This window comes from Streptomyces sp. So13.3 (genome assembly GCF_005860785.2).
GTDB classification, from domain to species: domain Bacteria; phylum Actinomycetota; class Actinomycetes; order Streptomycetales; family Streptomycetaceae; genus Actinacidiphila; species Actinacidiphila fildesensis.
This window is the reverse complement of record NZ_CP048835.1, coordinates 7,732,601-7,753,934: the sequence shown is the minus strand read 5'-3', so window position 1 is coordinate 7,753,934 and position 21,334 is coordinate 7,732,601. Positions and strand designations below refer to the sequence as shown.

The following is a 21,334-nucleotide window of genomic DNA, read 5'->3' as shown; positions in this document are numbered from 1 at the left end:
CTGGCCGTGCGGTTCCCGTGCTGGTGGCCGCCCCGCGTCGCATGTCCACTTCCCCGGCCGTCCGGACCGTGCTCATGGCGGTGGGGCTCGCGGGGTGCGCTCGTCTCGCTCACGACAGCTCACGCCTTCCGATCGGAGGTCAGCACAACGGGCCGACTGGACACCACCAGCCCATCCAACCATTATGTGCGTATGAGTGCACGCATGCACGTATCAGGTGCGCATGACCCGCAGGAGCGCAACGAAGGCGAGCGGTACGCGGTGGCCGCAGAAGTGTTGGGGCTGTTGGCCGACCGCACCCGCCTGGCCCTGCTGGAACGCCTCGCCGAGGGCGAGGCGGATGTCACCACCCTCACCGAGGCATGCGGAGTCGCCCGGCCGTCGGTGAGCCAGCACCTGGCCCGGTTGCGTCTGGCCGGGCTGGTCACCACCCGCAAGGACGGCCGCCGGGTGATCTACGCGCTGCGCCACGGACACCTCAAGCGCCTCGTCGACGAAGCGCTCAGATCCGCCGACCACCAGCTCGGCAACCTCCCACCCCACGACTGATTCAGAGTCAGCCGGTCAGGCGACGACCCCGTCGTCACCCCACCCGATCAACGGCCAAGGGTGCGGCACGGCGACCGCTCCCTCCCGTTTTGGGGCTGTCGCCGAACGTCAGGCATTGCGCAGCCCGGCGAGGGTGACGTTGGCGAGTCGGGCGACGGCAGCTTTGGAGGGAAGGTCAGCCGCGGCGCCAAGAGCGTGCAGGCAGTACCGAGCCAGCTCCTGGGGGGCGACATCGTCGCGGAGGTCACCAGCCTGTGCGGCCTCGGCGATGAGGTCCGCGATGAGGCCTGTCAGGTGCTGCTGAGCGTGGCCGAGATGCTCGCCCCGATGCAGGGTTGAGGTGTCTCCGCTGTTCGCGAGGGCGGCGAGCTCGCCGTGGTGGCGTTCATGCAGCAGAGCTGCGTAGGCGTGCAGCACAGCTTCGAGCCGGCCCTGCGGCTCGTGGTGCTGGTCGCGGACGGCGGCGAGGTGATCCAGGTGTGCGCGGATCTGCTGTTCATGCCAGGCGAGCAGGACCGCCCCGACGTCCGGGAAGTACTTGTACAGCGTGGCACGGCCGATGCCGGCCTGGGCGGCGATCTGCGACATGTTCACCGACGCCACGCCGCGTTCGGAGACCAGGCCGGCGGCGGCATCCAGAATCGCAGTGCGTACCGCGGCGCGGTGAGCGTCCATGGTCTCGGTCCACAGCTTCGGCATGCCTCCAGCGTACAAGGCGTTGAGGAAATGACACTTCGTATTGACAGAGACAGTGTGTATCGATAAATGTGGGTGGGGTCAGCTTGTCCCCGACCTTCCGAGGTGCTTGCCATGCATTCCGCCGAAGCTGAGATCCCCACAGACCGTGCGAGTCGCTATCTGGTGCAGCTGTGCAAGCACTTCAGCAACAAGGGCAGCGCCCTGCGCCACCGACCGCGCGTCCACGCGGGCGGCGGGCGGCCGGTCACCGAGGCGGAGGCCGCCCTGATGCAGGTGCAGTGGTCAGAGACCCGCGGCGAGGTGGATTTCGGGTGGGCCCGGTGCACTCTGCGGGCCACGTCCACCGCGCTCGTGATCCAGGCACAGGCGCAGGACAGCGACTCCCTGCAACGGGCGATGGACGTTGTCACCGCGCACCTGGGTCGATACAGCCGCCGGCAGCCGCTCACCGTCCGCTGGCAACCCGGCCGTCAGGGAAAGGACCAGGCGCCCTCCGGCCACGACACGGCGAAGTCGAGCCCGCGTACCGAAAGGGGTTCGCATCCGAACCGGCGCGGACGGCGGCGCTGGGCAGGTGTGGCAGCAGTAGCCGTGGTCGCGGCGGGGGTGCACCTGGGCCTGTTCGGGTGGCTGGTGGCATCCTCCCGGTGGACACTCGCGGCGGCGGGCGCCGTGGCCGCAGTGGTGGCGATCAAGGTTGGGGTGCTGGCCGCAGTCGCAGTTCGTCGGTCCAAGGCGGCAGGTGCCGCACATTCCGCGCGTAGATGACACGTGGCTCACCCTGGCGTCGCGCGGGTGTGCCTACTATGGCTCGGTGATCGGTCCGGCGCGCAGCGTACGACCGCAGCAAGGGCTGCGGCTGTCCGTGCTGCTCGTCTTCGCAGTGATCACCGGTGTGCTGGGTATGCACGCATTGGGCTCGACCGGCCCGCAGATGCCGGAGCACCGCATGGCAACTACTGCGATGCACGGGGCGGCGACCGCTCCCTCGGACAACTGCCATTCACTCGATCACGGGTGTGACGGCGGCGCGCACCACGCCGATGCGACGTGTGCGTCCGGTGCGGTCGCGGGCACGGCGGCGCTGGCCGCCCCCGACCTTGCCGAGCAACTGCTTCCCCGCCTACCGCAGATTGCCGTTCCCCTCCTGTACGGAACCGCCGACGGCGGACGCGCACCACCGACCCTGGCCGAACTGCAGCTCCTGAGGATCTAGAGACACGCCCGACGGCGCCTTCCACACCCGTGGTGCCGGCGTCCGTCACCGGTATGCCCTCAATCCCCCGTTCTCAGGAGTGCCCTCATGACAGCACGTCGTTCATTGATCCGCCGTTCTGCCCTTGTCGCAAGTACGGCAGTGACCGCCCTGGTGCTGGCCGCCTGCGGCGGCAGCGGCAGCAGCGGCAGCAGCGGCCATGACATGGGATCCATGGATTCCAGCTCGTCACCGGCCACCACCGCAGCCGCTTCCCCGTCGGCCGGAGCGCACAACGCCGCTGACGTCACCTTCGCGAAGCAGATGATCCCGCACCACCGGCAGGCCGTGGAAATGGCCGACCTGGCCACGACGCGCGCCGCCTCAGCCGACGTAAAGACTCTCGCAACGAGGATCAAGGGCGCACAAGACCCCGAGATCAAGACCATGTCCACCTGGCTCACCTCGTGGGGTGAGCCGCTCCCCCAGGAGATGCAGGGGATGGACATGTCCGCCGGGATGCCCGGGATGATGAGCGCGGGCGACATGGACCGGCTCAAGAAGGGGTCCGGTGCGGCGTTCGACGCGATGTTCCTGCAGATGATGGTCCAACATCACCAAGGCGCGGTCGAGATGGCCAACACCGAGAAGGCCCAGGGCCAATTCGGCCCGACCAAGGAACTCGCCAACGCCGTCGTCACCGCCCAGACGTCCGAGATCACGCAGATGAACAAGCTGCTCGACAAGAACTAGTCCCGGCGCAGGGAGCGGAGGACCGACACGCACTCGGCCCTCTGCTCCCTGGCAGGAATGTCACCTCGCGAAAGGTCGTCCAATCCGACCGTTGAACGAGTTGGCTGAACCCGGCAGGGGCGCACACGGCGAGTTGACCACCGCTCCGGCCGGCGGGTGACTTACCGCCGACGTCCGCGACGTCCAGGGAACACCGCAGCCGCATCCCCTGCCTGAGAACGCGGGGCGAGGCCCGAAGTGGACGCGGCGGACAGGCAGGATGGCATGGGGACCATGCCATCCCGGGTGCTGTCGGGAGGGCACCCTGCGACGTGTCGGTGGGCCGCAGATCGAACTCAGTTGGAAGGCTCAGGCATGATCCACGCTCTACTGCACGCCCTGTCGATCGCCGGTTCCATGACCTGGGAGATCACCTGGGCCCTGATCCTGGGCTTCGCCCTGTCCGCCGTGGTCCAGGCGGTCGTCCGCAAGTCCACCGTCGTCTCCCTGCTCGGCGACGACCGCCCCCGCACCCTGGCCCTCGCCGCCGGCCTCGGCGCGGCCTCCTCCTCGTGCTCCTACGCCGCCGTCGCCCTGGCCCGCTCGCTGTTCCGCAAGGGCGCGAACTTCACCGCCGCGATGGCCTTCGAGATCGCCTCCACCAACCTCGTCGTCGAACTCGGCGTGATCCTGGCCCTGCTGATGGGATGGCAGTTCACCGCGGCCGAGTTCGTCGGCGGCCCCATCATGATCGTCGTGCTGGCGGTGCTGTTCCGCCTGTTCCTGCGCGACAAACTCCTGCGCCAGGCACGTGAGCAGGCCGACCGCGGACTGGCCGGCTCCATGGAGGGCCACGCCGCGATGGACATGTCCGTGCGGCGCGAAGGCTCCTTCACCCGCCGCCTGCTGTCCCGCGAAGGCTTCACCTCCACGAGTCACGTCTTCGTCATGGAATGGGCGGCCATCCTGCGCGACCTGGTCATCGGCCTGCTCATCGCCGGGGCCATCGCCGCCTGGGTGCCCGACTCGTTCTGGCGCACCTTCTTCTTCGACGGCCACCCGCTGGCATCCAAGCTCTGGGGACCGGTCATCGGCCCACTGGTCGCCATCGCCTCGTTCGTCTGCTCCATCGGCAACGTGCCCCTCGCCGTCGTGCTGTGGAAGGGCGGTATCAGCTTCGGTGGGGTCGTCGCGTTCATCTTCGCCGACCTGCTGATCCTGCCGATCCTCAACATCTACCGGAAGTACTACGGCGCCCGCATGGCGCTGTTCCTGCTCGGCACCTTCTACCTCGCGACCGTCATCGCCGGATACATCGTGGAATTCACCTTCGGCGGCCTCGGCCTCATCCCCGACCAAGCCGACGCGAAGCTCCCCACGGAAGGCATCACCTGGAACTACACCACCTTCCTCAACATCGCCTTCCTCCTCCTGGCCGCCGCCCTCGTCATCCGCTTCCTGCGCACCGGCGGACGCGACATGCTCCGCATGATGGGCGGCACCCCCGACCCCGACCACGACCAACGCGAGCACAGTGCGGCTCACACCCAGGCACCGGACAGCGGGAACCACCCAGGACCCGCCGACCATGGCTGATCTCTCCAACGCCGCTACCCGGGATCGGGCCCGGACTTCCCATCGCAGGGGGCCACGTCCCGAGGATTCCTCGGCGTACGGACACGGGAGTCGGAACAGGACCGCCCGCTGACCTCGGGCCGCCCAGTAGGCGGTGGAAGGGCGTGTTGTAACCCGGATCATCGGCGGGCCGGCCTGCACCCGGACCGTGGATGTCAGGAGCTGCGTGGGGATACCAGGCCGGATTCGTAGGCGAGGACTACGAGTTGAGCGCGGTCACGGGCGTGGAGCTTGGTCATGGCCCGGTTGATGTGGGTTTTCGCGGTCATCGGGCTGATCACCATGCGGTCGGCGATCTGGTCGTTGGACAGGCCCTGCGCGACCAGGGCGACGGCCTCGCGTTCGCGGTTGGTCAGCTCTTCCAGCCCCGTCTCGGCGCCGGTGTTGAGCGGCTGGGTGACGTACCTGTTGATGAGCTTGCGGGTGATCGAGGGTGCGAGCAGGGCGTCGCCGCGCGCGGCGACGCGTACGGCGTGCAGGAAGTCTTCCGGCACGATGTCTTTGACGAGGAATCCGGCCGCGCCGGCGCGCAGCGCGTTGAAGACGTATTCATCCAATCCGTAGTTGGTCAGGATGACGACGTGCACCCGGGCCAGGGTCGGGTCCGCGGCGATGCGCCGGGTCGCTTCGATGCCGTCGATGACCGGCATCTGGATGTCGATGAGAGCGACGTCGGGCAGGTGTTCCCTGGCCAGAGCCAGGCCTTCCTTCCCGTCGGCGGCTTCGGCCACCACCTCGATGTCGTCTTCGAGGTCGAGAAGCGCGCGGAATCCGCTGCGAATGAGTGGCTGGTCGTCGACCAGCAGGACACGGATCATGGGCTCTGCTCCACCGGGAGTTCGGCCTGGACGGTGAAGCCGCCCTCGACGCGCGGTTCGGCGCGCAACCGGCCGCCGAGGGCAGTGACTCGTTCGCGCATGCCGAGCAGCCCGACGCCGGGCGTCGGGGCGGTGTCCGGCGCGGCCTTGCCGTCGTCATCGATGCGTATCGCGAGGGCGTCCAGGCGGCAGTCGATCCGGACCGTCGCCGTGGCGGCGTCCGCGTGACGGGCGATGTTGGTGAGCGACTCCTGAACGATCCGGTAGACGGTCCGGCCCACCGCGGCCGACACGTGGTGTCGCTGTCCTTCGATCGTCAAACGTGCGTCCAGGCCGGTCATGCGGAACCGTTCCACCAGTTCTGATACGTGGTCCAGCCCGTGCGGCGGGGTCTTGTCGTCGTCGCGCAGCGCCTCCAGGGTCGCCCGCAACTCCCGGGTTGCCTCACGACCGGCCTCCCGGATCGCCAGCAGGGCATCCGGTACCGGTTCGCCGCGCTTGCGAGCCAGGTGGACGGCGACTTCGGACTGCACCTTGATGACAGAGATCTGGTGGGTGAGCGAATCGTGCAGCTCCCGCGCGATGTGCAGCCGCTCCTCGTCGGCGCGGTGCCGCGCGGTCTCCTCCCGGGTGCGCTCGGCTTCGTCCGCCCGCCGCTCGGCCTGCCGCAATGCTTCACCCGCGGCGCCTGCGGCGATCAACCAGGCGATCTCCAGAGCACCGCGCGCCTGCGCGAACGCCTCGCCCGTGTCGTGCAGGCCCGAGGCCAGGGCCGCGAGGGGAAGCGTGGCCAGCACGGCCACGCTCGCCACCACGGTGACGGTGCGGTGTCCCTCCCGTACGGCCGCGTACACCGCGAACAGGAATGCGACGGCGGGCACGTCGAAACCGGCTGCCTGGTACCCCACCGCGCACAGCCCGGTGGCGACCAGGACGCGAACGGGCGTCCGGCGGCGCCAGACGAGCGCCAGGCCGCCGACCACCAACAGCGCCTGGCCGAGCAGAGCGAAGCCCATGCCGGAAGGCCGCTCGGACAGGGCGGTGACCAGCAGCGTCGCCGCCACCCCGACAGCGATCGCCCAGTCCCTCACACCGGCCGGTACACCGGACCACCCTGTGCTCATGCGCGCACCCTAGCCGCTCGCCGCCGCGGCCGGATCCCGCTCGCGGACGAGCGGCCGACTACGACGCGCGCAGTACTTCCCCAGCGCCTGCCGTGTCGGCGGCAGCGCGAAGAGTCCGCGTTCGCCGGACGACCCGAGGCGGCTCCGGCGGACATGCTCGGGTGATCCCGTTACAGCGAGGAAAAGGAGCACACCATGTCCGTGCGCACTGTGCTTGCCGTGCTTGGAGCCGCCCTGATCGGTGGTCTCGCGCTCGCCGAACCGGCCGCCGCGGACCCCTCGGTCCATCCGGTCGCCGCAAGCGTCTACACCCTGAGCGCCGGGCGTATCGGAGCCAGCACGGCCGCACTGGTGGGCCTCCTCGGGGCGGTCAACGGCGGGCTGGCCCTGGCCCGTCGCACCGGTAACGGTCACATCGGCACCTGGGTCAGGCGGAACGGGGTCGTCACGGCCCTCGTGGCGGGCTCGCTCGCCGTTGTCGTGGGCACGTTCGTCGCGGCCACCGCCGACGGCGGTCTCGGAACCGGCAACGGGCTGGGCGGCGCCTATGTCGCCATGCTGGTGGGCCTGATCGCCGTCACCCTCGGCTGGCTGGCCCGCTCCCGCCGAACCGGCTGACCGGCTGGATACCTCGGGCTTCCTGCGCATCACGGTGCTCAGCGGTGAGTACGACCAGTCCTCACCGCTGAGCACTAGCGCTCCGAGGTGCAGTGCGCCGGGATCAGAAGATGAGGTCCCCAAGAACCTCATCAGCCGCCCGCTCGCCTTCCACAGCGCCGCCGTTCATGTAGCCCTGGAAGTCGTAGGAGCAGTGTTCACCGCCGATGTGGATGTTCCCCTGCCGGGCGCCTTCGTAGCCGGCGTAGCGGTGGAGGTAGCCGACCGGCCAGCAGGAGTAAGCGCCGAGCGCATGCGGGTTCTTGTGCCAGGCGGACAGCAGTGCTTTTCCGTTCCAGCGTGCCTTGGTACCGGGAAAGACCTTGTCGACATCGGTGAGGACGGAGGTCGTCAGGTTCTTGACGTAGGCGGTGGTGTCGGAGGCGAAGGGTGTGGGTGGGTTGAGACCGTGGGCCAGGGAGCCTCCGCCGTACTGGATGAGGATGCCGGTGCTGCCCGGCTGGCCTTGGGTGGTGTCCCAGATCTGCTGGAAGGGAAGGTCGGTGAAGCAGCTGCCTTCGGCAACTCCTGGCCAGGGCCCGGTGCCGTCCCAGGTGCGGGTGGTGAACTGCATGTTGAGCTTGGTGCAGTAGCCCATTCTGGCGTCCCGTAGCAGGTTGAGCATGAGCGGATCGAAGTTCGCCCGGCCGGTGTCCAGCTGCTGCAGGATCGGCAGCGGGACGGTGAGGATGGTCTGGTCCGCGGTGAGGGTTCTGGTGGTGACGTCGTTTTCGAAGGTGAGTGTTTGGGTGCCGTCGGTGTTGGCCCGCACCGCGAGCAGCTTCCATCCCATCTGCACGGTGCCGGACGGCAGCGCCGCTGTGATGGCTTTCGGGAGCTGGTCGTTGCCGCCGGCGATGTGGTAGCGCTCGTTGGACAGCCCCCACATGTTGAAGCGTCCAGGGTTCGGCTGGTAGCCCATGAGCAGGACCAGGGCGAGTGAGGACTGGTTCTGGGTATCGGCGCCGTACTCCACGTTGTACGCGACGTCGATGAACTGCCCGAGCGGGGAGGAATGACCGCCCGGTACCCGGGTCTCAATCCAGTCGTACAGCGACAGGTTGTCCAATGCGGTGCCAGCGGCCGTGGTCCGGTTCCAGGTGACGTCGCCGGCTGAGGTGAGGTCGGTGTGCAGAGCCTGGTAGACGGCTTTGAAGTCGTCGTCGGCCTGGGAGCGTGGGTAGTAGGCATTGTCGAACCACAGGACGTCTTCGGCTCCGTTGGGTCCGGAACCGGCGAAGTCGACGGTGTCGAGGCCGAACCGGCGGCAGAGTTCGAGGATCTTCTTGTGGCCGGTGTCGATCAGCTCGCCCCCGTACTCGGAGGTCTGGCCGTTCGCCCAATAGCTGTGCTCGGAGTACATCCGGCCGCCGACCCGGGTCGGGTTGGCCTCGTAGACGGTGCACGGCACGCCGGCGTCGGCAAGGGTGAGGGCGGCGGTAAGCCCGGAGATGCCCGCACCGATCACTGCGACCCGGGCAGCGCGGTAGGACGGTTTCGTGGCAGCGGCCGTCGTCTCGGCGTGGGCACGGTCGGCAGTCGCGAGCACGCCGGAGCCGGCGGCGACCGTCACACCGGCCGCGGCGGCCCAGCGCAGCAGTTCCCGGCGGCCCACGGAGTACGGGTCGGCCGCCGCTTCTGCGCGCAGACCGCGCAACGCGTCCACGGGCAGACGCAGGCGGCGTGCTGTGGCATGTTCCTCGACGAGCTTCTGCAGGGCCTTCATCGGAGCGGTGCGTGCCATGGGAGATGTTCCCTTCGCCATTCGCGGAGATGGTCAGCACGTGCGGGGGGATCGCGGGGGAGGTCCGCTGCAAGGTGGCGGGACCGCAGTCGGCGGTCAGGGTGCGGTGCGTTCCTGCGTGTCCTCGAGAATGATTCGGCCCATGATCTCGTACCGCTCGGGGCGTCGGTTCTTCATGTACAGGCCGATGCCGAGGCCGGTGGCGAAGACCACGCCCACGATCCAGGGGATGAGCTTGAAGACCAGTGTCTTGGAGGCCTCACCGGCCGCGGTGTCCAGGTTCGCGATGAGCAGGTACACCGCCGCGAGCATGCCCAGGCCGCCGAGGGCGGGGGCGAGCAGGGTGCGGAACCAGTGCCGGGACTCGGCGTGATGCGTGCGGAAGTAGGCGATCACGGAGAAGGAGCACAGCGACTGGACGATCAGCAGTGCGAGGGTGCCCAGAATCGCCATCAGTGTGTAGAGGTGGACGTACGGGTCCTTGCCCGCGGCCCAGAACGCCCCGATGATCGCCGCCGCGATGCCCGTTTGGACGAAGGATGCGATGTGCGGCGAGCCGTGCTTGGCATGGGTACGGCCGAGGGCGGGATGGATGAACCCTTCGCGGCCGATCGCGTACAGGTACCGCGATGCGCACTGGTGGAAGGCAAGCCCGCAGGCGAAGGCGCTGGTGCAGGCCAGCCACTGGAACAAGCTCACCGCCCAGTGCCCGAGGTACTGCTCGAGCGGTGCGGAGAAGACGTCGAAGGAGCCTGCCTGCTTGATGGCCGCGTCGGGGCCGCTGGCCGCGATCACCATCCAGGAGACAAAGGTGTAGAGCACCCCGAGGCCGACCACGGCGAGCAGGGTGGCCTTGGGGATGATCCGCTTGGGGTTGCGGGACTCCTCGCCGTACATCGCGGTGGACTCGAAGCCGACCCACGACCAGAAGCAGAAGAACAGCCCGAGGCCGGCGGATGGTCCGGCGAAGGCTTTCGCCGGGTTGACCGAGGAGACCACCAGGCCGTTGGGGCCTCCTCCGTGGAAGAGGATGGCGAAGGCGAGGACGGAGAGGATCAGCACCTCGCAGACGAGGAAGAAGGCGAGGACCTTGGCCGCGATGTCGAGGTCGAAGTAGGACAGGACGGCGGTGACGGCGACCATCAGCGCGGCGTAGACGATCCACGGCAGATGGATGTCGAGTTGGGCCTTGGCTGCGGTCTCGGCGAACGAGGCGAAGATACCGACCAGGGATGCCTCGAAGACCACATAGGCCAGAACGGCGACCAGCCCTGAGGCCATGCCTGCGATGCGTCCGAGGCCATGCGAGATGTAGCCGTAGAAGGCACCGGCAGCGGTGATGTGACGGGCCATTGCCACGTAGCCGACAGCGAACAGGACAAGAACAGCGGTGACGAAAATGAAGCCGGCCGGGGCACCCGCACCATTGCCGGAACCGATGACGATCGGCAGGTTGCCGGCCATCGCCGTGACCGGGGCCGCGGTGGCCAGGGCCATGAACAACACGCCTGCCAGGCCAACCGAGTTGGCCTTGAGCCGCTGCACCTGACCGGTGCCGGCCGGATGTTCGGGGGAAGCGGGACCCGCGACCGCCTGTCCGCTGTCGCTGGTGGAAACCTGAGCCATTGCCGACCTCCTGAACTGGAGATGATGACGTGGCCGGGAGAGTGCCCAGATGCCGAGCAGAGATCCCCGTGGCCACGTCGAACACGTAAGGCGCAGGTGTCAGCTTGGAGGTGGGGTGACGCAGGCCATAACCGACAGACTGTGAGCCCTTTGGTTACGGCTGTGGCAGCCTGTTACGGCCCAGCCGCCGGGCCGGACGATGGCGGCAGCCCTGCTACTCGCTCCGGTCGCCTTAGCCGCTGCCCCGGTGACAACGGCACCATCAAGGTCCACGACGCCAGAACCGGCACCAGCGACATCGCAGCCCTCGACATCGGCTTGGCCTGCTCCAACGGCGTGCTCGTCTTAGCGGCCTTCATGATGATCGCGATGTGGGCACTCGCTGTGTCCCTCCTTATCGGCCGATGGTTCCTCGGAACCCGCCGTAAAGACCTCGCCTGGCCCGTCCGGGGCTGGATGGCTGCCCAACTGATCGCCCTGGCGGTGTTCCGCAACACCGCCCCCGGCACACCGCCGTTCGGCTGCCTTGCTTTCCTGTGGCGAAGACCGATCATCGCGTTCTGCCTCATCACCGTGGTCGTCATGGGTAGGCGCGCCGAGCCCCGCACCGACCGGCCGGTGGTGGCGGCGGGCAGTGCTCAGTGAGTTGACCAGGGTCAGTGGCGTCCGTCGGGCTTCTCCGCCCAGCAGTAGGCAGGGTCCCGATGGCGGCACGGCTGTGGTGGAGCGGACCGGCCCGATACTGGCCCCACAGCCCATCGGCCGGGTGGGCGCCGGAGGGGCTTCGGTTGGTTCCTCCCGCGCCCAGCGAACCATTTCCGACGCCCGCGCCACAACTTGGTCATGGGCAACGGATCAAGTGAAGCCCCCCGAAAAGAGGCCCTGACCTGCGGAAAGACGGCAGCCAGACGCGCCTCTCACAAGCTCTCACATTTGAATCCGACAATACAGACACCAGAGGCCGCCCCCGCAATGCGGAGACGGCCTCTGGCCTGCGTAAACACCGTCGGGACGACAGGATTTGAACCTGCGACCCCTTGACCCCCAGTCAAATTTTGCCAGCTCATTCTCTCGGCAAACAGGGCAAACGGTATCTGCACTTCGTGCCATAACGCGTCAGTTGTTCGGAATCGCGCATGCCGTGTGGTCCCCAACTAGTCCCCAGGGAAATGGTCCAAGTGCCATGCCGCAAGCTCCCTTCCAGTGTGAGCGACTTGTCAGGAATTCACAAGACGTCGAGAATGCGGAGGGAGGAGGCTGGAGATGGAGCAAGGGATCCGGGGCCTCCTACGCGATGGCCGGCGCAGTCCCGAACGATCTGCGACAGGCCGGCAAGCCGTCGGGCACCCTTTGGTAGTACAAGGGCACCCGCGACATCGCGGCCGCCTTCGCCGCACGCGTCAAAGCTGGGATAACTTCCTGGCCCGCTGCTTCAGCGAGCGCGCGGCCCGGTTGCACTCGCGGCCTGACGGCGATCCTGGTTGCTTGAAAGGAACAGTGACGGTCCTGTCGTACCAATGGTGCTGCTGTCCAGTTTGCAGGGGGTCGGCGGGGCCATTGCGGTGGTCACCGGGGTGAGGTCGATGGCGCGCTGCCGTGTCGCCGGATTAGCTGCGCCGCATCACAAAAACATCACAAGCCGGACACTTCGCAGTCCCCTGCGGGACACTCACCCCCTCATGAACCAGAGGGGACCCATGCACGCTCGCACCGCCACCATCCTCGGCGTCCTCGCCACCGCAGCCCTCCTCGCCGGCTGTGACCCCAACGCCACCAGCCCCACCGCGACGCCCACCACCGCAGGCACCCCAGGCACACCGGCGGCAACCACAACCGTCGCCCCCAAGGCGACCGCCGCTACGCCGAAGACCGTCCCCAACTTCGTCGGCAAGGGCCTCCAGTCCGCGCAGGACGCAGCGCAAGCCGCCGGGTTCTACAACCTGGCCAGCCACGACGCCGCCGGCCGGGACCGCCACCAGATCCTCGACCTGGACTGGCAGGTATGCTCCCAGGCACCCGCCGCGGGGACGTCGGCGCCGGTCGACACGAAACTGGACTTCGGGGCAGTGAAAACCAACGAGACGTGCCCGGCCTCCGACCAGAAGGCGCCCGCGAAGGCCGGCAAGACGATGCCGAATTTCAAGGGGAAGGCCCTGAACACTGCGACGGCCGCCCTGGACCCGTCCACATCCATCGATTCGGCGGACGCGGCAGGCGATCGGATGATCCTGGTGCAGTCGAACTGGAAGGTGTGCACGCAGTCTCCGACCCCGGGCACGGCCTTGACCGGGCAGCCCGTGAAGTTCACGGCGGTGAAGTTCGAGGAGACCTGTCCCTGACCCCGAGACCGTGTAGGACGAACGTTCCGCCACCAGCACGACGATCGTGCGCTTGCTGCCGGTTCGCACGCACCAGTGCGGCTTGAAGTCCGGGTGGTCGTCGTACCCCCTCGCCATCGTCTGGACGACGACCTCCAGGGCGAAGACAAGGGCGCGGCGCTCAGTCCCGGTCGCCGTCGCACACACCAATTCCGCCGCCGATGTCGCCCGGCTGATGCTGCGCATCTCAGCTGCAGCATCAGCTTGCTCGACGAAGCCTTGCTGAGCACCGCGGCCGCCACCCAAAGGCTGGGTGGCTTCCACCACTTGGCCAACTCGACCGACCCAACCCTCTCATCTCGACTACTCGGTGTGTCACGATCGGGGAACGTCCCGGCTATCTAAGGCTTGTCCCGTAAATGATCTTGGGGTGGCTGTGGGCGTGGTCGGTGGTCGGTCTGGCTGTTCGCCTATCCGGCGAGGTTGAGGTTGTGCAGGCGGGCGATGCCGAGCATGGCGTGGTGGACTCCGTCGCCCTTGAGGCGGCAGTCGCGGAGGATCTTCCAGGTCTTCATGCGGGCGAAGACGTGCTCGACGCGGGCGCGGACTTGTTTGTGGGACGTGTTGTGGGCTTGTTTCCAGTCGGGCAGTTCTTCGCCTTTGCGACGGCGGTGGGGCATCACGAGCCCGGTGCCCGGGTAGCCGCCGTCGGCGATCGTCATGGTCCTGCCGACGGCCGCTTTCGCGCCGGACTCCTCCCACGCCTTGCAGTCGTTGCGGTTGCCGGGCAGGGGCCGGCCGACCGCTACGACAAGACGGGTGTCGGCGTCGATGACGACCTGGTGGTTGGTGGAGTACCGGTAGTTCTTGGACTGCGCGGCAATGGTGTGGTCGCGGGTCGGAACCAAGGTGCCGTCCACGATGAGCACGGTGTCCTTGCGGAACCGCTGACGCGGCTGGAGCGCGAGCGAGGGGCCGAGATGGTCGATGATCCGGTCGGCCGCGGACTTCGAGATACCGAAGAGCGGAGCGAGCTGGCGCATGGTCAAGTTTGTTCGCCAGTACGCCGCCACCAGCAGAACGCGGTCTTCCAGCGGGAGGCCCCACGGTCGGCCCTTACGGACCGGATCCGCACCTTCGCGGCGCAGTGCCGTCACCAACTTGCCGAAGGAACGCGGACTCAGCCCGGTGAACGGGGCTATCCAAGACGGCTCCGACGCCGTGATCACAGCAGACACCGCAAGATCATCTCACCCATGACCGGCAGTTACGGGACAGGTCTTAAGTAACTGGAGAAATGCTCGCCGGTCATCATCGGCCCTATGAGATCAGGGATTGGGCGCCGTGGGCGGGGGTGGCGGCACTTACTCAGTGCCGCGTGCGTGGCGGCCGTCGCGGGGAGCGCGGCGTATGCGGTGTGGCAAGTTCGACACGGGGGGCTAGAACCAGCTGATTTTGTCACCGTGTTGGGTTTTCCATTGGGTGTCGCTGGCCTGGTGGACATGCTTGCGGGCTTCCGCAGGCCGCAGGATGGCACCGAAGCCGACCTGGCACGCGCGCAGGCGCGGAGGCTGGCTCGCATGGTCACCGAGGGTGAAGGTCAAGTCCTAGTACTGCAACGGCGTTTGGCGTGACTGGTGGCCAGGACAGTCGTTGATCTGACTATGGGTGGGGAACTGGGTGATGTCAGGTCGTGGGCGGCGGGTCTGGGTGAGTTGCACGAGCGGTTCGTCCACCGATTCGCCCGGTCGGAGCCCCGGGAGTCGGCACTGGCGTATATGCAGGGGCTGATCGCTCCGCTCGAGCGGAAGAACGGCTGGACGCTCGCGGAGGAGGCCGGCCACGCGGCCCCCGATCGCATGCACCGGCTGCTGAACCGGTGCGACTGGGACGCCGACGAAGTCCTCGACGATGTCCGCGACTACGTCGTGGAACATCTCGGCGACCCGGAAGCGGTGCTGATCGTGGACGACACCGGGTTCCTGAAAAAGGGCGTCCGCTCGGCCGGAGTCCAGCGCCAATACTCCGGAACCGCCGGCCGAACAGAAAATTGTCAGGTGGGCGTCTTCCTCGCCTATGCCGGCGCCCGCGGTCGCACGCTGATCGACCGCCGCCTGTATCTGCCCACGTCATGGACCGATGACCGGGAACGCTGCCGGGCCGCGGGGATCGAGGACACGGTCGCCTTCGAGACGAAAGTGGTGACCGCCAAGGCCATGGTCCGCCGGGCGATCACCGAGAAGATCCCCTTCCGGTGGGTGACCGCGGACGCCGCCTACGGCTTCTCCAAAGGCTGGCGGACCGAACTCGAGCAGGCTGATGTCTTCCACGTCATGGCCACCACCCGCCACGACACCGTCGTGACCCGATGGGCGATGGACCACCCGGTTCACGACCTGTTTCCCGGACTGTCCCGGCAGAAGTGGAAACGCCGTTCCTGCGGCAACGGCGCCCACGGCCCCCGCGTCTACGACTGGGCCAGAGTGGAAGTCCGCCCGTGGCACCGCGAGGACCGCCGGCACTGGGTCATCGCCCGCCGCAGCGTCAGCCGACCGCAGGAGATCTCCTACTACATCGCCTACTGCCCCGCCGAGACCACCCTCGACGAGCTGATCCACGTCGCCGGCAGCCGGTGGGCCGTCGAGGAGTGCTTCCAGACCGCCAAGCAGGAATGCGGCCTGGACGACTACCAGGTCCGCCGCTACCCCGGCTGGCACCGCCACATCACCCTCGCCATGGCCGCCCACGCCTGCCTGACCGTCCTGCGCGCCCGCGCGCTCGACACAGAGAAAGCAGAAACGGATCCTCCCAGCTCATCGCCCTGACCCTCCCCGAAATCCGGCGCCTGACCACCCGCCTGACCCGGCCCCGCGCCCACCTCACCGACCACATCCTGCACTGGTCACACTGGCGCCGACGACGACAATTCCAAGCCCGCATCAGCCACTACAAACGACGCGGCCACACACCACCAGAAACTGCACACACATCAGAGCAAAGACCGTTGCAGTACTAGGGCGTGTGTGGGGTTGTGATCTCGTGGGTCCCCGGGCGGTAGGGGCGGGGGCTTTGGGGTAGAACGGTGGGGTGTCTCGACCTCAACTTTCGGATGCTGAGTGGGAGTTCGTCTCTCCGTTCCTGCCGGTCGGTGAGTACGGGCCGTACCCGGAGAACCTGCGGGCGCACTTCGAGGGCGTCGTGTGGCGGTTCAGGAACGGGGCGAAATGGCGGGAGTTGCCCGAACGGTTCGGGCACTGGTCGACCGTTTACGGCCGGTTTCGACAGTGGCGGGATGCCGGGGTGTTCACCGCGGTGTTCCAGGGTGCGATCGCCGAGGCGGCGAAGCGGGGCTTGGTGGACTTGTCGCTGGTCAGCGTGGACTCGACTACGGTCCGGGCCCATCACGATGCTGCCGGGATGATCGTGGAGCCCGAGATCCTGGACGCGTTGGAGAAGGCCGCCGCAGAAAAAGGGGCACCAGCCAGGAACAAGACGGACAACCGGACCCGGAGCGGGAGGAACGACGACGGGTGAGGCGTCGCCGCAAGGCCCGGCTCGCCGCCGCTGACCTGGGGCGTTCCCGCGGCGGACTGACCACCAAGACGCACCTGTCCTGCGTGCCGCAGTGCCTGCCCCTCTCCCTCAAGATCACCGCGGGGCAAGCCGGGGACAGTCCGCAGTTCATCCCCGTCCTGAACAAGATCCGCGTCCCCGGCCCAGTCGGTCGACCCCGCACCCGGCCCGACGCAGTCGCGGGCGACAAGGCGTACTCGTCCCGCAAGAACCGTTCCCACCTGCGTAAACGTCGGATCAAAGCGGTCATCCCCGAGAAGAAGGATCAGGCCGCCCACCGCAAGAACCGCGGCTCACGCGGCGGGCGGCCCGTCACCTGGGACAAGCAGCTGTACAAGCTCCGCAACAGCGTCGAACGCACCATCAACAAGATCAAGGACTGGCGCGGCCTCGCCGTCCGCTACGACAAAAAACCCGAAAGCTACCAGGCCGGACTCGAATTATGTGCCGGCCTCCTCTGGATCCGACACCTCGAATCACAGCCTTGATCACAACCCCCCACACGCCCTAGTTCAATTGCTCGGCGCGGACACCAAGCGCATCAACCTTGCCCTTGCCGGTAACCTCATCCGCCCTGGTGGGAGCCGGTTTACGGGATGCGCGCGATCACGGGTACCAGCGCACAAAATGGGCCTCTCGCACGGTTGGTCACCGCCCCGCCATGATGATCGCGTGCTGTTGCGACTGGCTTACCTGACGTCACGAACGCCTTCGCCATGCTCCGCCTGCTGCCGATGGGCGACCGGGACAAGGACGCGGAGATCCTCGCGTTGCGCCATCAGATCACGGTGTTGCAGCGCCAACTCGGCAAAGACAGAGTGCGGTTCACCCCGGGCGATCGCGCGTTCCTGGCAGCCCTGCTGCACCGGATGCCGTCGGAGGCGCTGCCCAAGATACGGGTGGTGGTGCGTCCGGACACGGTGCTGCGCTGGCACCGCGACATGGTCGCACGCCGCCACGCGGCCCGATCCCGGCCCAAGCGCCTGGGAAGGCCACGCACCGTGCGCTCCATCCGCGCCCTGGTCCTGCGGGTCGCACGGGAGAATCCCCACTGGGGATATCGCCGCATCCACGGTGAACTCCTCGTTCTCGGGATCAAGGTGGGTGCCTCCACCGTCTGGGAGATCCTGAAGGATGCCGGGATCGACCCGGCGCCCGAACGCGCTTCCAGTACGTGGGCGGACTTCCTGCACTCCCAGGCCGACGCCCTGCTGGCGTGCGACTTCCTGGAGACGGTCACCTTGTCCGGGGCGCGGCTGTACGTGTTCGCGGTGATCGAGCACGCCAGCCGGCGGATCCGGATTCTCGGCGCCACCGCCCACCCCACAGCCACCTGGGTCATTCAAGCCGCGAAGAACCTCGTCATGGATCTCGAAGACGCCGGCTGTCGGGCCAGGTTCCTGATCCGGGACCGTGACGGGAAGTTCCCCGCCCTGTTCGGCACCGTCCTGGCGGACGCGGGGGTCGACGTGGTGCTCAGCGGCGTACGGATGCCACGCATGAACTCGATCATGGAACGGTGGGTGCAGACCTGCCGGCGCGAACTGCTGGACCGCACCTTGATGTGGAACCAGCGGCACTTACTGCACGCGCTACGGGAGTTCGAAGAGCACTACAACTCCCACCGGCCCCATCAGGGCATCGCCAACGCCCGCCCACTGCACCCGCTGCCGGTTCCCGTCACCGATCCAGAACAGATCGACCGCCTAGACATACGTAGACGTGAACGACTCGGCGGCATCCTCCACGAGTACCAACGTGCCGCGTGACCTGCACGGATGAGGTTATCGGCAGGGGCAAGGTCATCGCGTCGTAGCGCTCGTCGGAAGCCTGGTGCATGAAGTCCCCTCCAAGGGAAGCGCGATCGGAATGCCGCAAGCCGCCGTAATCGCCCGGACCCCGGGGCCGGGATGAGGACCGTCTTGACGCCGACCTCCGCGCCTGTGACCTGTGGTGTCGCAGTAATCGGAAAGTGTGTGAACTTGTTTCCTTGTCGTGAGGGTTGACCTAAAAAGAAACACGACAGCACAATGTGAACCATCCTCCTGGCGGTACGCGGCGCTCCGTTCGGGCTTGCCGCGCTTCCTTCCGCCCCCATGTCGAAGGATGGCTTCATGCCAATAATCAAAAGATTTGCCCCGTTATGGGCCTTGGCGCTGCTCGCCGCCGTGTTGTCGGTGACCAGCACGCCGGCGCAGGCGGCGACCACGTCCATCGCGGTGGACGGTTCGCAGAGCGGCCGGACGTTCGACGGGATCGGTGCGATCAGCGGTGGCGGTGGGAACTCCCGTCTGCTGACCGACTACCCCGCGGCCCAGCAGTCGCAGATTCTGGACTACATGTTCAAGCCCGGTTACGGGGCAGCCCTGCAGTCGCTGAAGATCGAGATCGGCGGTGACGCCAACTCCACCGACGGCTCGGAACCCTCCATCGAGCACTCCCGCGGCACCATCAACTGCAACGCAGGTTACGAGTTCTGGCTGGCCGAGCAGGCCAAGGCCCGCAACCCCGACATCGCCCTCTACGGCCTGGCCTGGACCGCACCCGGCTGGATCAACGGCGGCTTCTGGTCCACCGACACCATCAACTACGTCGTGTCCTGGCTGGGCTGCGCCAAGCAGCACGGCCTGAGCATCAAGTACCTCGGCGGCTGGAACGAACGCGGCCACGACGCCAACTGGTATATCCAGCTGCGCTCCACCCTGAACAGCGCCGGCTACGGCAGCGTGCAGATCGTCGCCAACGACAACGGCTGGGACGTCGCCGACGATATGGCGAAGAACCAGGCGTTCAGCAACGCCGTGTCCATCATCGGAACGCACTACACCTGCGGATACGGCAACGACAACATCGGCCAGACCTGCTCGACCACCAACACCGCCCGCAACAGCGGCAAGCCGCTGTGGAACTCCGAGGGCGGCTCCAACGATATGAACACCGGCGCCCCCGCCCTGATCCGCCAGATCACCCGCGGCTACACCGACGCCCGCCTGACCAGCTACTACAACTGGCCACTGATCGCCGCGATCACCCCCAACCTGCCCTACTCCACCGTCGGCCTCGCCACCGCCGGCTCCCCCTGGTCGGGCAACTACACCATCGGCGCCAGCACCTGGGCGACCGCGCAGGTCACCCAGTTCACCAAACCCGGCTGGAAGTTCATCGACTCCGCCTCCGGCTACCTCGGCGGCTCCGAGAGCAACGGCAGCTACATCACCCTCAAGTCGAACACGTCCTCCGACTACTCCACCGTCCTGGAGACCACCACCTCCGGCTCGTCGCAGACCGTCAACGTACACGTCCAGGGCGGACTGTCCACCGGCACGGTGCACGTGTGGGCCACCAAGCTCAACGCGAGCAGCGACGCGACGTCCTTCGGCCACACGCAGGACATCACGCCGAACAACGGCTCGTACTCCCTGACGATGCAGCCCGGCTACGCCTACACCGTCAGCACCCTGAACACCGCGGGCAAGGGCACCGCGACCGCGCCCGCCGTCCACTCCCTCGCCCTCCCCCACAACGACAACTTCGACGGCTACGCCACCGGCACCCAGGCCCGGTACATGTCCGACATGCAGGGCTCCTTCGAGGTCCAGCCCTGCACCGGCCGCTCCGGCAAGTGCGTGCAGCAGATGGCGCCCGTCAAGCCGATCGAGTGGCAGAGCGACTCCGACGCGTACACGCTCGTTGGTGACACCGCCTGGTCGAACTACACCGTCAGCGCCGACGTGCTGCTGCGCGGCGCCGGCACCACGGAACTGCTCGGCCGGGCCAACACCCAGCTGCGCCCACAATCGCACATGAACGCGTACTACCTGCGCATCCGTGACAACGGGCAGTGGTGGATCGAGAAGATGTACACGGACGGCTCGAACCACACTCTGGCCACCGGCACCACCACCGCACTGGGCACCGGGACCTGGCACAACCTGTCCTTCGCCTTCCAGGGCAGCCAGATCACCGCCAAGGTCGACGGCAAGCAGATCGGATCGGTGAACGACTCCTCCTTCCAGTCCGGACAAGCCGGACTCGGCATCCAGGGCTACCGCACCGACCAGTTCGACAGCCTCTCCATCACCCCGGGCTCCGGCACCGGAGGCGGAACGGGCACCGGACCGGTCACCTCGGCCCTGAACGCCGGCAAGTGCCTGGACGACTACACCGGCTCGACCGCTCCTGGCGCCGTGGTCGACATCTGGGACTGCAACGGCTCCGGCGCCCAGCAATGGACCGTCGGCAACGGCGCCGTCACGAACAACGGCCTGTGCCTGGACATCGTCGGCAACGCGACCGTCAACGGCACCCTGGTGAACCTGTGGACCTGCAACGGGCAGGGCAACCAGCAGTGGAACGTCAGCAACGGCACTCTGGTCAACCCCGCCTCCGGGCGCTGCCTCGACATCCCCGGCGGCAACACCGCCAACGGCACCAAACTCGCCATCTGGGACTGCAACGGCGGCACCAACCAGAAGTGGAACATCCCCGCGGCCTCATGACGTCCGTGGACATGTGACGAGCTCGCCCTCCAACGGCACACACCCACGCGACCGGTCGACCCGGTCCAGGCAGGTGCTTCGTCAGACAGACGCCCGCCCGGACCGCCATCCACCGAAATCCTCTCCCCAGGTCGGAGAGGACTCATATATGAGGTACCGCACGGC

General features: G+C 67.4%; 17 protein-coding genes and 2 pseudogenes. 12 read left to right on the top strand and 7 right to left on the bottom strand.

Annotation, left to right across the window (positions count from 1 at the left end; genetic code table 11):
• Positions 1-192: 192 nt before the first annotated feature.
• Positions 193-549, top strand: coding sequence for a metalloregulator ArsR/SmtB family transcription factor (locus tag C8250_RS34700; protein WP_138357720.1), 357 nt, complete (start codon positions 193-195; stop codon positions 547-549).
• 108 nt (positions 550-657) lie between these two features.
• Here the strand turns inward: C8250_RS34700 and C8250_RS34695 are convergent, their stop codons facing one another.
• The gene (locus tag C8250_RS34695) at positions 658-1,248 is read right to left on the bottom strand and encodes a TetR/AcrR family transcriptional regulator (protein WP_138357719.1); all 591 of its coding nucleotides are present in this window, start codon (positions 1,246-1,248) and stop codon (positions 658-660) included.
• Between the two features lie 111 nt (positions 1,249-1,359).
• Here C8250_RS34695 and C8250_RS34690 point away from each other — a divergent pair, with 111 nt between their 5' ends.
• The 4 genes from C8250_RS34690 to C8250_RS34675 all read left to right on the top strand — a co-directional run bounded on the left by C8250_RS34690 (position 1,360) and on the right by C8250_RS34675 (position 4,771).
• A complete protein-coding gene (locus C8250_RS34690) occupies positions 1,360-2,016 on the top strand; it encodes a DUF2218 domain-containing protein (protein WP_187145100.1) in 657 nt (218 codons plus the stop codon).
• A 46-nt stretch (positions 2,017-2,062) separates the two neighbouring features.
• The gene (locus C8250_RS34685) at positions 2,063-2,464 is read left to right on the top strand and encodes a DUF6153 family protein (protein ID WP_138357717.1); all 402 of its coding nucleotides are present in this window, start codon (positions 2,063-2,065) and stop codon (positions 2,462-2,464) included.
• 87 nt (positions 2,465-2,551) lie between these two features.
• A complete protein-coding gene (locus C8250_RS34680) occupies positions 2,552-3,196 on the top strand; it encodes a DUF305 domain-containing protein (RefSeq protein WP_138357716.1) in 645 nt (214 codons plus the stop codon).
• Between the two features lie 357 nt (positions 3,197-3,553).
• On the top strand, positions 3,554-4,771 hold the full coding sequence (locus C8250_RS34675) for a permease (protein WP_244809899.1): 1,218 nt from the start codon (positions 3,554-3,556) through the stop codon (positions 4,769-4,771).
• Positions 4,772-4,965: 194 nt separating this feature from the next.
• Here the strand turns inward: C8250_RS34675 and C8250_RS34670 are convergent, their stop codons facing one another.
• A complete protein-coding gene (locus tag C8250_RS34670) occupies positions 4,966-5,628 on the bottom strand; it encodes a response regulator transcription factor (protein WP_138357715.1) in 663 nt (220 codons plus the stop codon).
• Positions 5,625-6,752, bottom strand: a complete 1,128-nt coding sequence (locus C8250_RS34665) for a sensor histidine kinase (protein ID WP_138357714.1) — start codon at positions 6,750-6,752, stop codon at positions 5,625-5,627. Before C8250_RS34665 ends, C8250_RS34670 begins: the two co-directional genes overlap by 4 nt.
• Before the next feature lie 195 nt (positions 6,753-6,947).
• On the opposite strand from C8250_RS34665, the gene C8250_RS34660 reads away from it, so the two are divergent.
• Complete coding sequence (locus C8250_RS34660; protein ID WP_138357713.1) at positions 6,948-7,370, top strand: DUF6223 family protein; 423 nt, start codon at positions 6,948-6,950, stop codon at positions 7,368-7,370.
• A gap of 103 nt (positions 7,371-7,473) precedes the next feature.
• On the opposite strand, the gene C8250_RS34655 is transcribed toward C8250_RS34660, so the two are convergent.
• Both C8250_RS34655 and C8250_RS34650 read right to left on the bottom strand, forming a co-directional pair.
• Entirely contained in the window at positions 7,474-9,153 is a 1,680-nt protein-coding gene (locus C8250_RS34655) for an NAD(P)/FAD-dependent oxidoreductase (protein WP_138357712.1), read from the bottom strand.
• A 96-nt stretch (positions 9,154-9,249) separates the two neighbouring features.
• Positions 9,250-10,779: an APC family permease gene (locus C8250_RS34650; protein ID WP_138357711.1), complete on the bottom strand. Its 1,530-nt coding sequence runs from the start codon at positions 10,777-10,779 to the stop codon at positions 9,250-9,252.
• Positions 10,780-10,941: 162 nt separating this feature from the next.
• On the opposite strand from C8250_RS34650, the gene C8250_RS34645 reads away from it, so the two are divergent.
• Together C8250_RS34645 and C8250_RS34640 are read left to right on the top strand one after the other, a co-directional pair.
• A complete protein-coding gene (locus tag C8250_RS34645; protein WP_244809551.1) occupies positions 10,942-11,424 on the top strand; it encodes a DUF4436 family protein in 483 nt (160 codons plus the stop codon).
• 1,052 nt (positions 11,425-12,476) lie between these two features.
• A complete protein-coding gene (locus C8250_RS34640) occupies positions 12,477-13,118 on the top strand; it encodes a hypothetical protein (protein ID WP_187145099.1) in 642 nt (213 codons plus the stop codon).
• 449 nt (positions 13,119-13,567) lie between these two features.
• Here the strand turns inward: C8250_RS34640 and C8250_RS34635 are convergent, their stop codons facing one another.
• Both C8250_RS34635 and C8250_RS34630 read right to left on the bottom strand, forming a co-directional pair.
• On the bottom strand, positions 13,568-14,335 hold the full coding sequence (locus C8250_RS34635) for a transposase (RefSeq protein WP_138357709.1): 768 nt from the start codon (positions 14,333-14,335) through the stop codon (positions 13,568-13,570).
• A 201-nt stretch (positions 14,336-14,536) separates the two neighbouring features.
• Positions 14,537-14,701, bottom strand: a complete 165-nt coding sequence (locus C8250_RS34630; protein ID WP_187145098.1) for a hypothetical protein — start codon at positions 14,699-14,701, stop codon at positions 14,537-14,539.
• A 60-nt stretch (positions 14,702-14,761) separates the two neighbouring features.
• Between C8250_RS34630 and C8250_RS34625 the strand changes: the two genes are divergently transcribed.
• The 4 genes and pseudogenes from C8250_RS34625 (at position 14,762) to C8250_RS34610 (ending at position 21,169) form a co-directional block, all read left to right on the top strand.
• Positions 14,762-15,922, top strand: a complete 1,161-nt coding sequence (locus C8250_RS34625) for an IS701 family transposase (RefSeq protein WP_187145097.1) — start codon at positions 14,762-14,764, stop codon at positions 15,920-15,922.
• Positions 15,923-16,184: 262 nt separating this feature from the next.
• A pseudogene (locus tag C8250_RS34620) lies at positions 16,185-17,158 on the top strand (IS5 family transposase).
• A gap of 184 nt (positions 17,159-17,342) precedes the next feature.
• Positions 17,343-18,439: pseudogene (locus tag C8250_RS34615) on the top strand (integrase core domain-containing protein).
• A 345-nt stretch (positions 18,440-18,784) separates the two neighbouring features.
• Positions 18,785-21,169 (top strand): ricin-type beta-trefoil lectin domain protein, encoded by a 2,385-nt coding sequence (locus C8250_RS34610; RefSeq protein ID WP_138357532.1) that lies wholly within the window; start codon positions 18,785-18,787, stop codon positions 21,167-21,169.
• The last annotated feature ends 165 nt before the right edge of the window (positions 21,170-21,334 follow it).

Bases quoted from the DNA above. Each gene is read 5' to 3' on its own strand.
- C8250_RS34700 (WP_138357720.1), top strand. From the start codon at position 193: ATGAGTGCACGCATGCACGTATCAGGTGCGCATGACCCGCAGGAGCGC.
- C8250_RS34695 (WP_138357719.1), bottom strand. From the start codon at position 1,248: ATGCCGAAGCTGTGGACCGAGACCATGGACGCTCACCGCGCCGCGGTA.
- C8250_RS34690 (WP_187145100.1), top strand. From the start codon at position 1,360: ATGCATTCCGCCGAAGCTGAGATCCCCACAGACCGTGCGAGTCGCTAT.
- C8250_RS34680 (WP_138357716.1), top strand. From the start codon at position 2,552: ATGACAGCACGTCGTTCATTGATCCGCCGTTCTGCCCTTGTCGCAAGT.
- C8250_RS34670 (WP_138357715.1), bottom strand. From the start codon at position 5,628: ATGATCCGTGTCCTGCTGGTCGACGACCAGCCACTCATTCGCAGCGGA.
- C8250_RS34665 (WP_138357714.1), bottom strand. From the start codon at position 6,752: ATGAGCACAGGGTGGTCCGGTGTACCGGCCGGTGTGAGGGACTGGGCG.
- C8250_RS34660 (WP_138357713.1), top strand. From the start codon at position 6,948: ATGTCCGTGCGCACTGTGCTTGCCGTGCTTGGAGCCGCCCTGATCGGT.
- C8250_RS34655 (WP_138357712.1), bottom strand. From the start codon at position 9,153: ATGGCACGCACCGCTCCGATGAAGGCCCTGCAGAAGCTCGTCGAGGAA.
- C8250_RS34650 (WP_138357711.1), bottom strand. From the start codon at position 10,779: ATGGCTCAGGTTTCCACCAGCGACAGCGGACAGGCGGTCGCGGGTCCC.
- C8250_RS34640 (WP_187145099.1), top strand. From the start codon at position 12,477: ATGCACGCTCGCACCGCCACCATCCTCGGCGTCCTCGCCACCGCAGCC.
- C8250_RS34625 (WP_187145097.1), top strand. From the start codon at position 14,762: ATGGGTGGGGAACTGGGTGATGTCAGGTCGTGGGCGGCGGGTCTGGGT.
- C8250_RS34610 (WP_138357532.1), top strand. From the start codon at position 18,785: ATGCCAATAATCAAAAGATTTGCCCCGTTATGGGCCTTGGCGCTGCTC.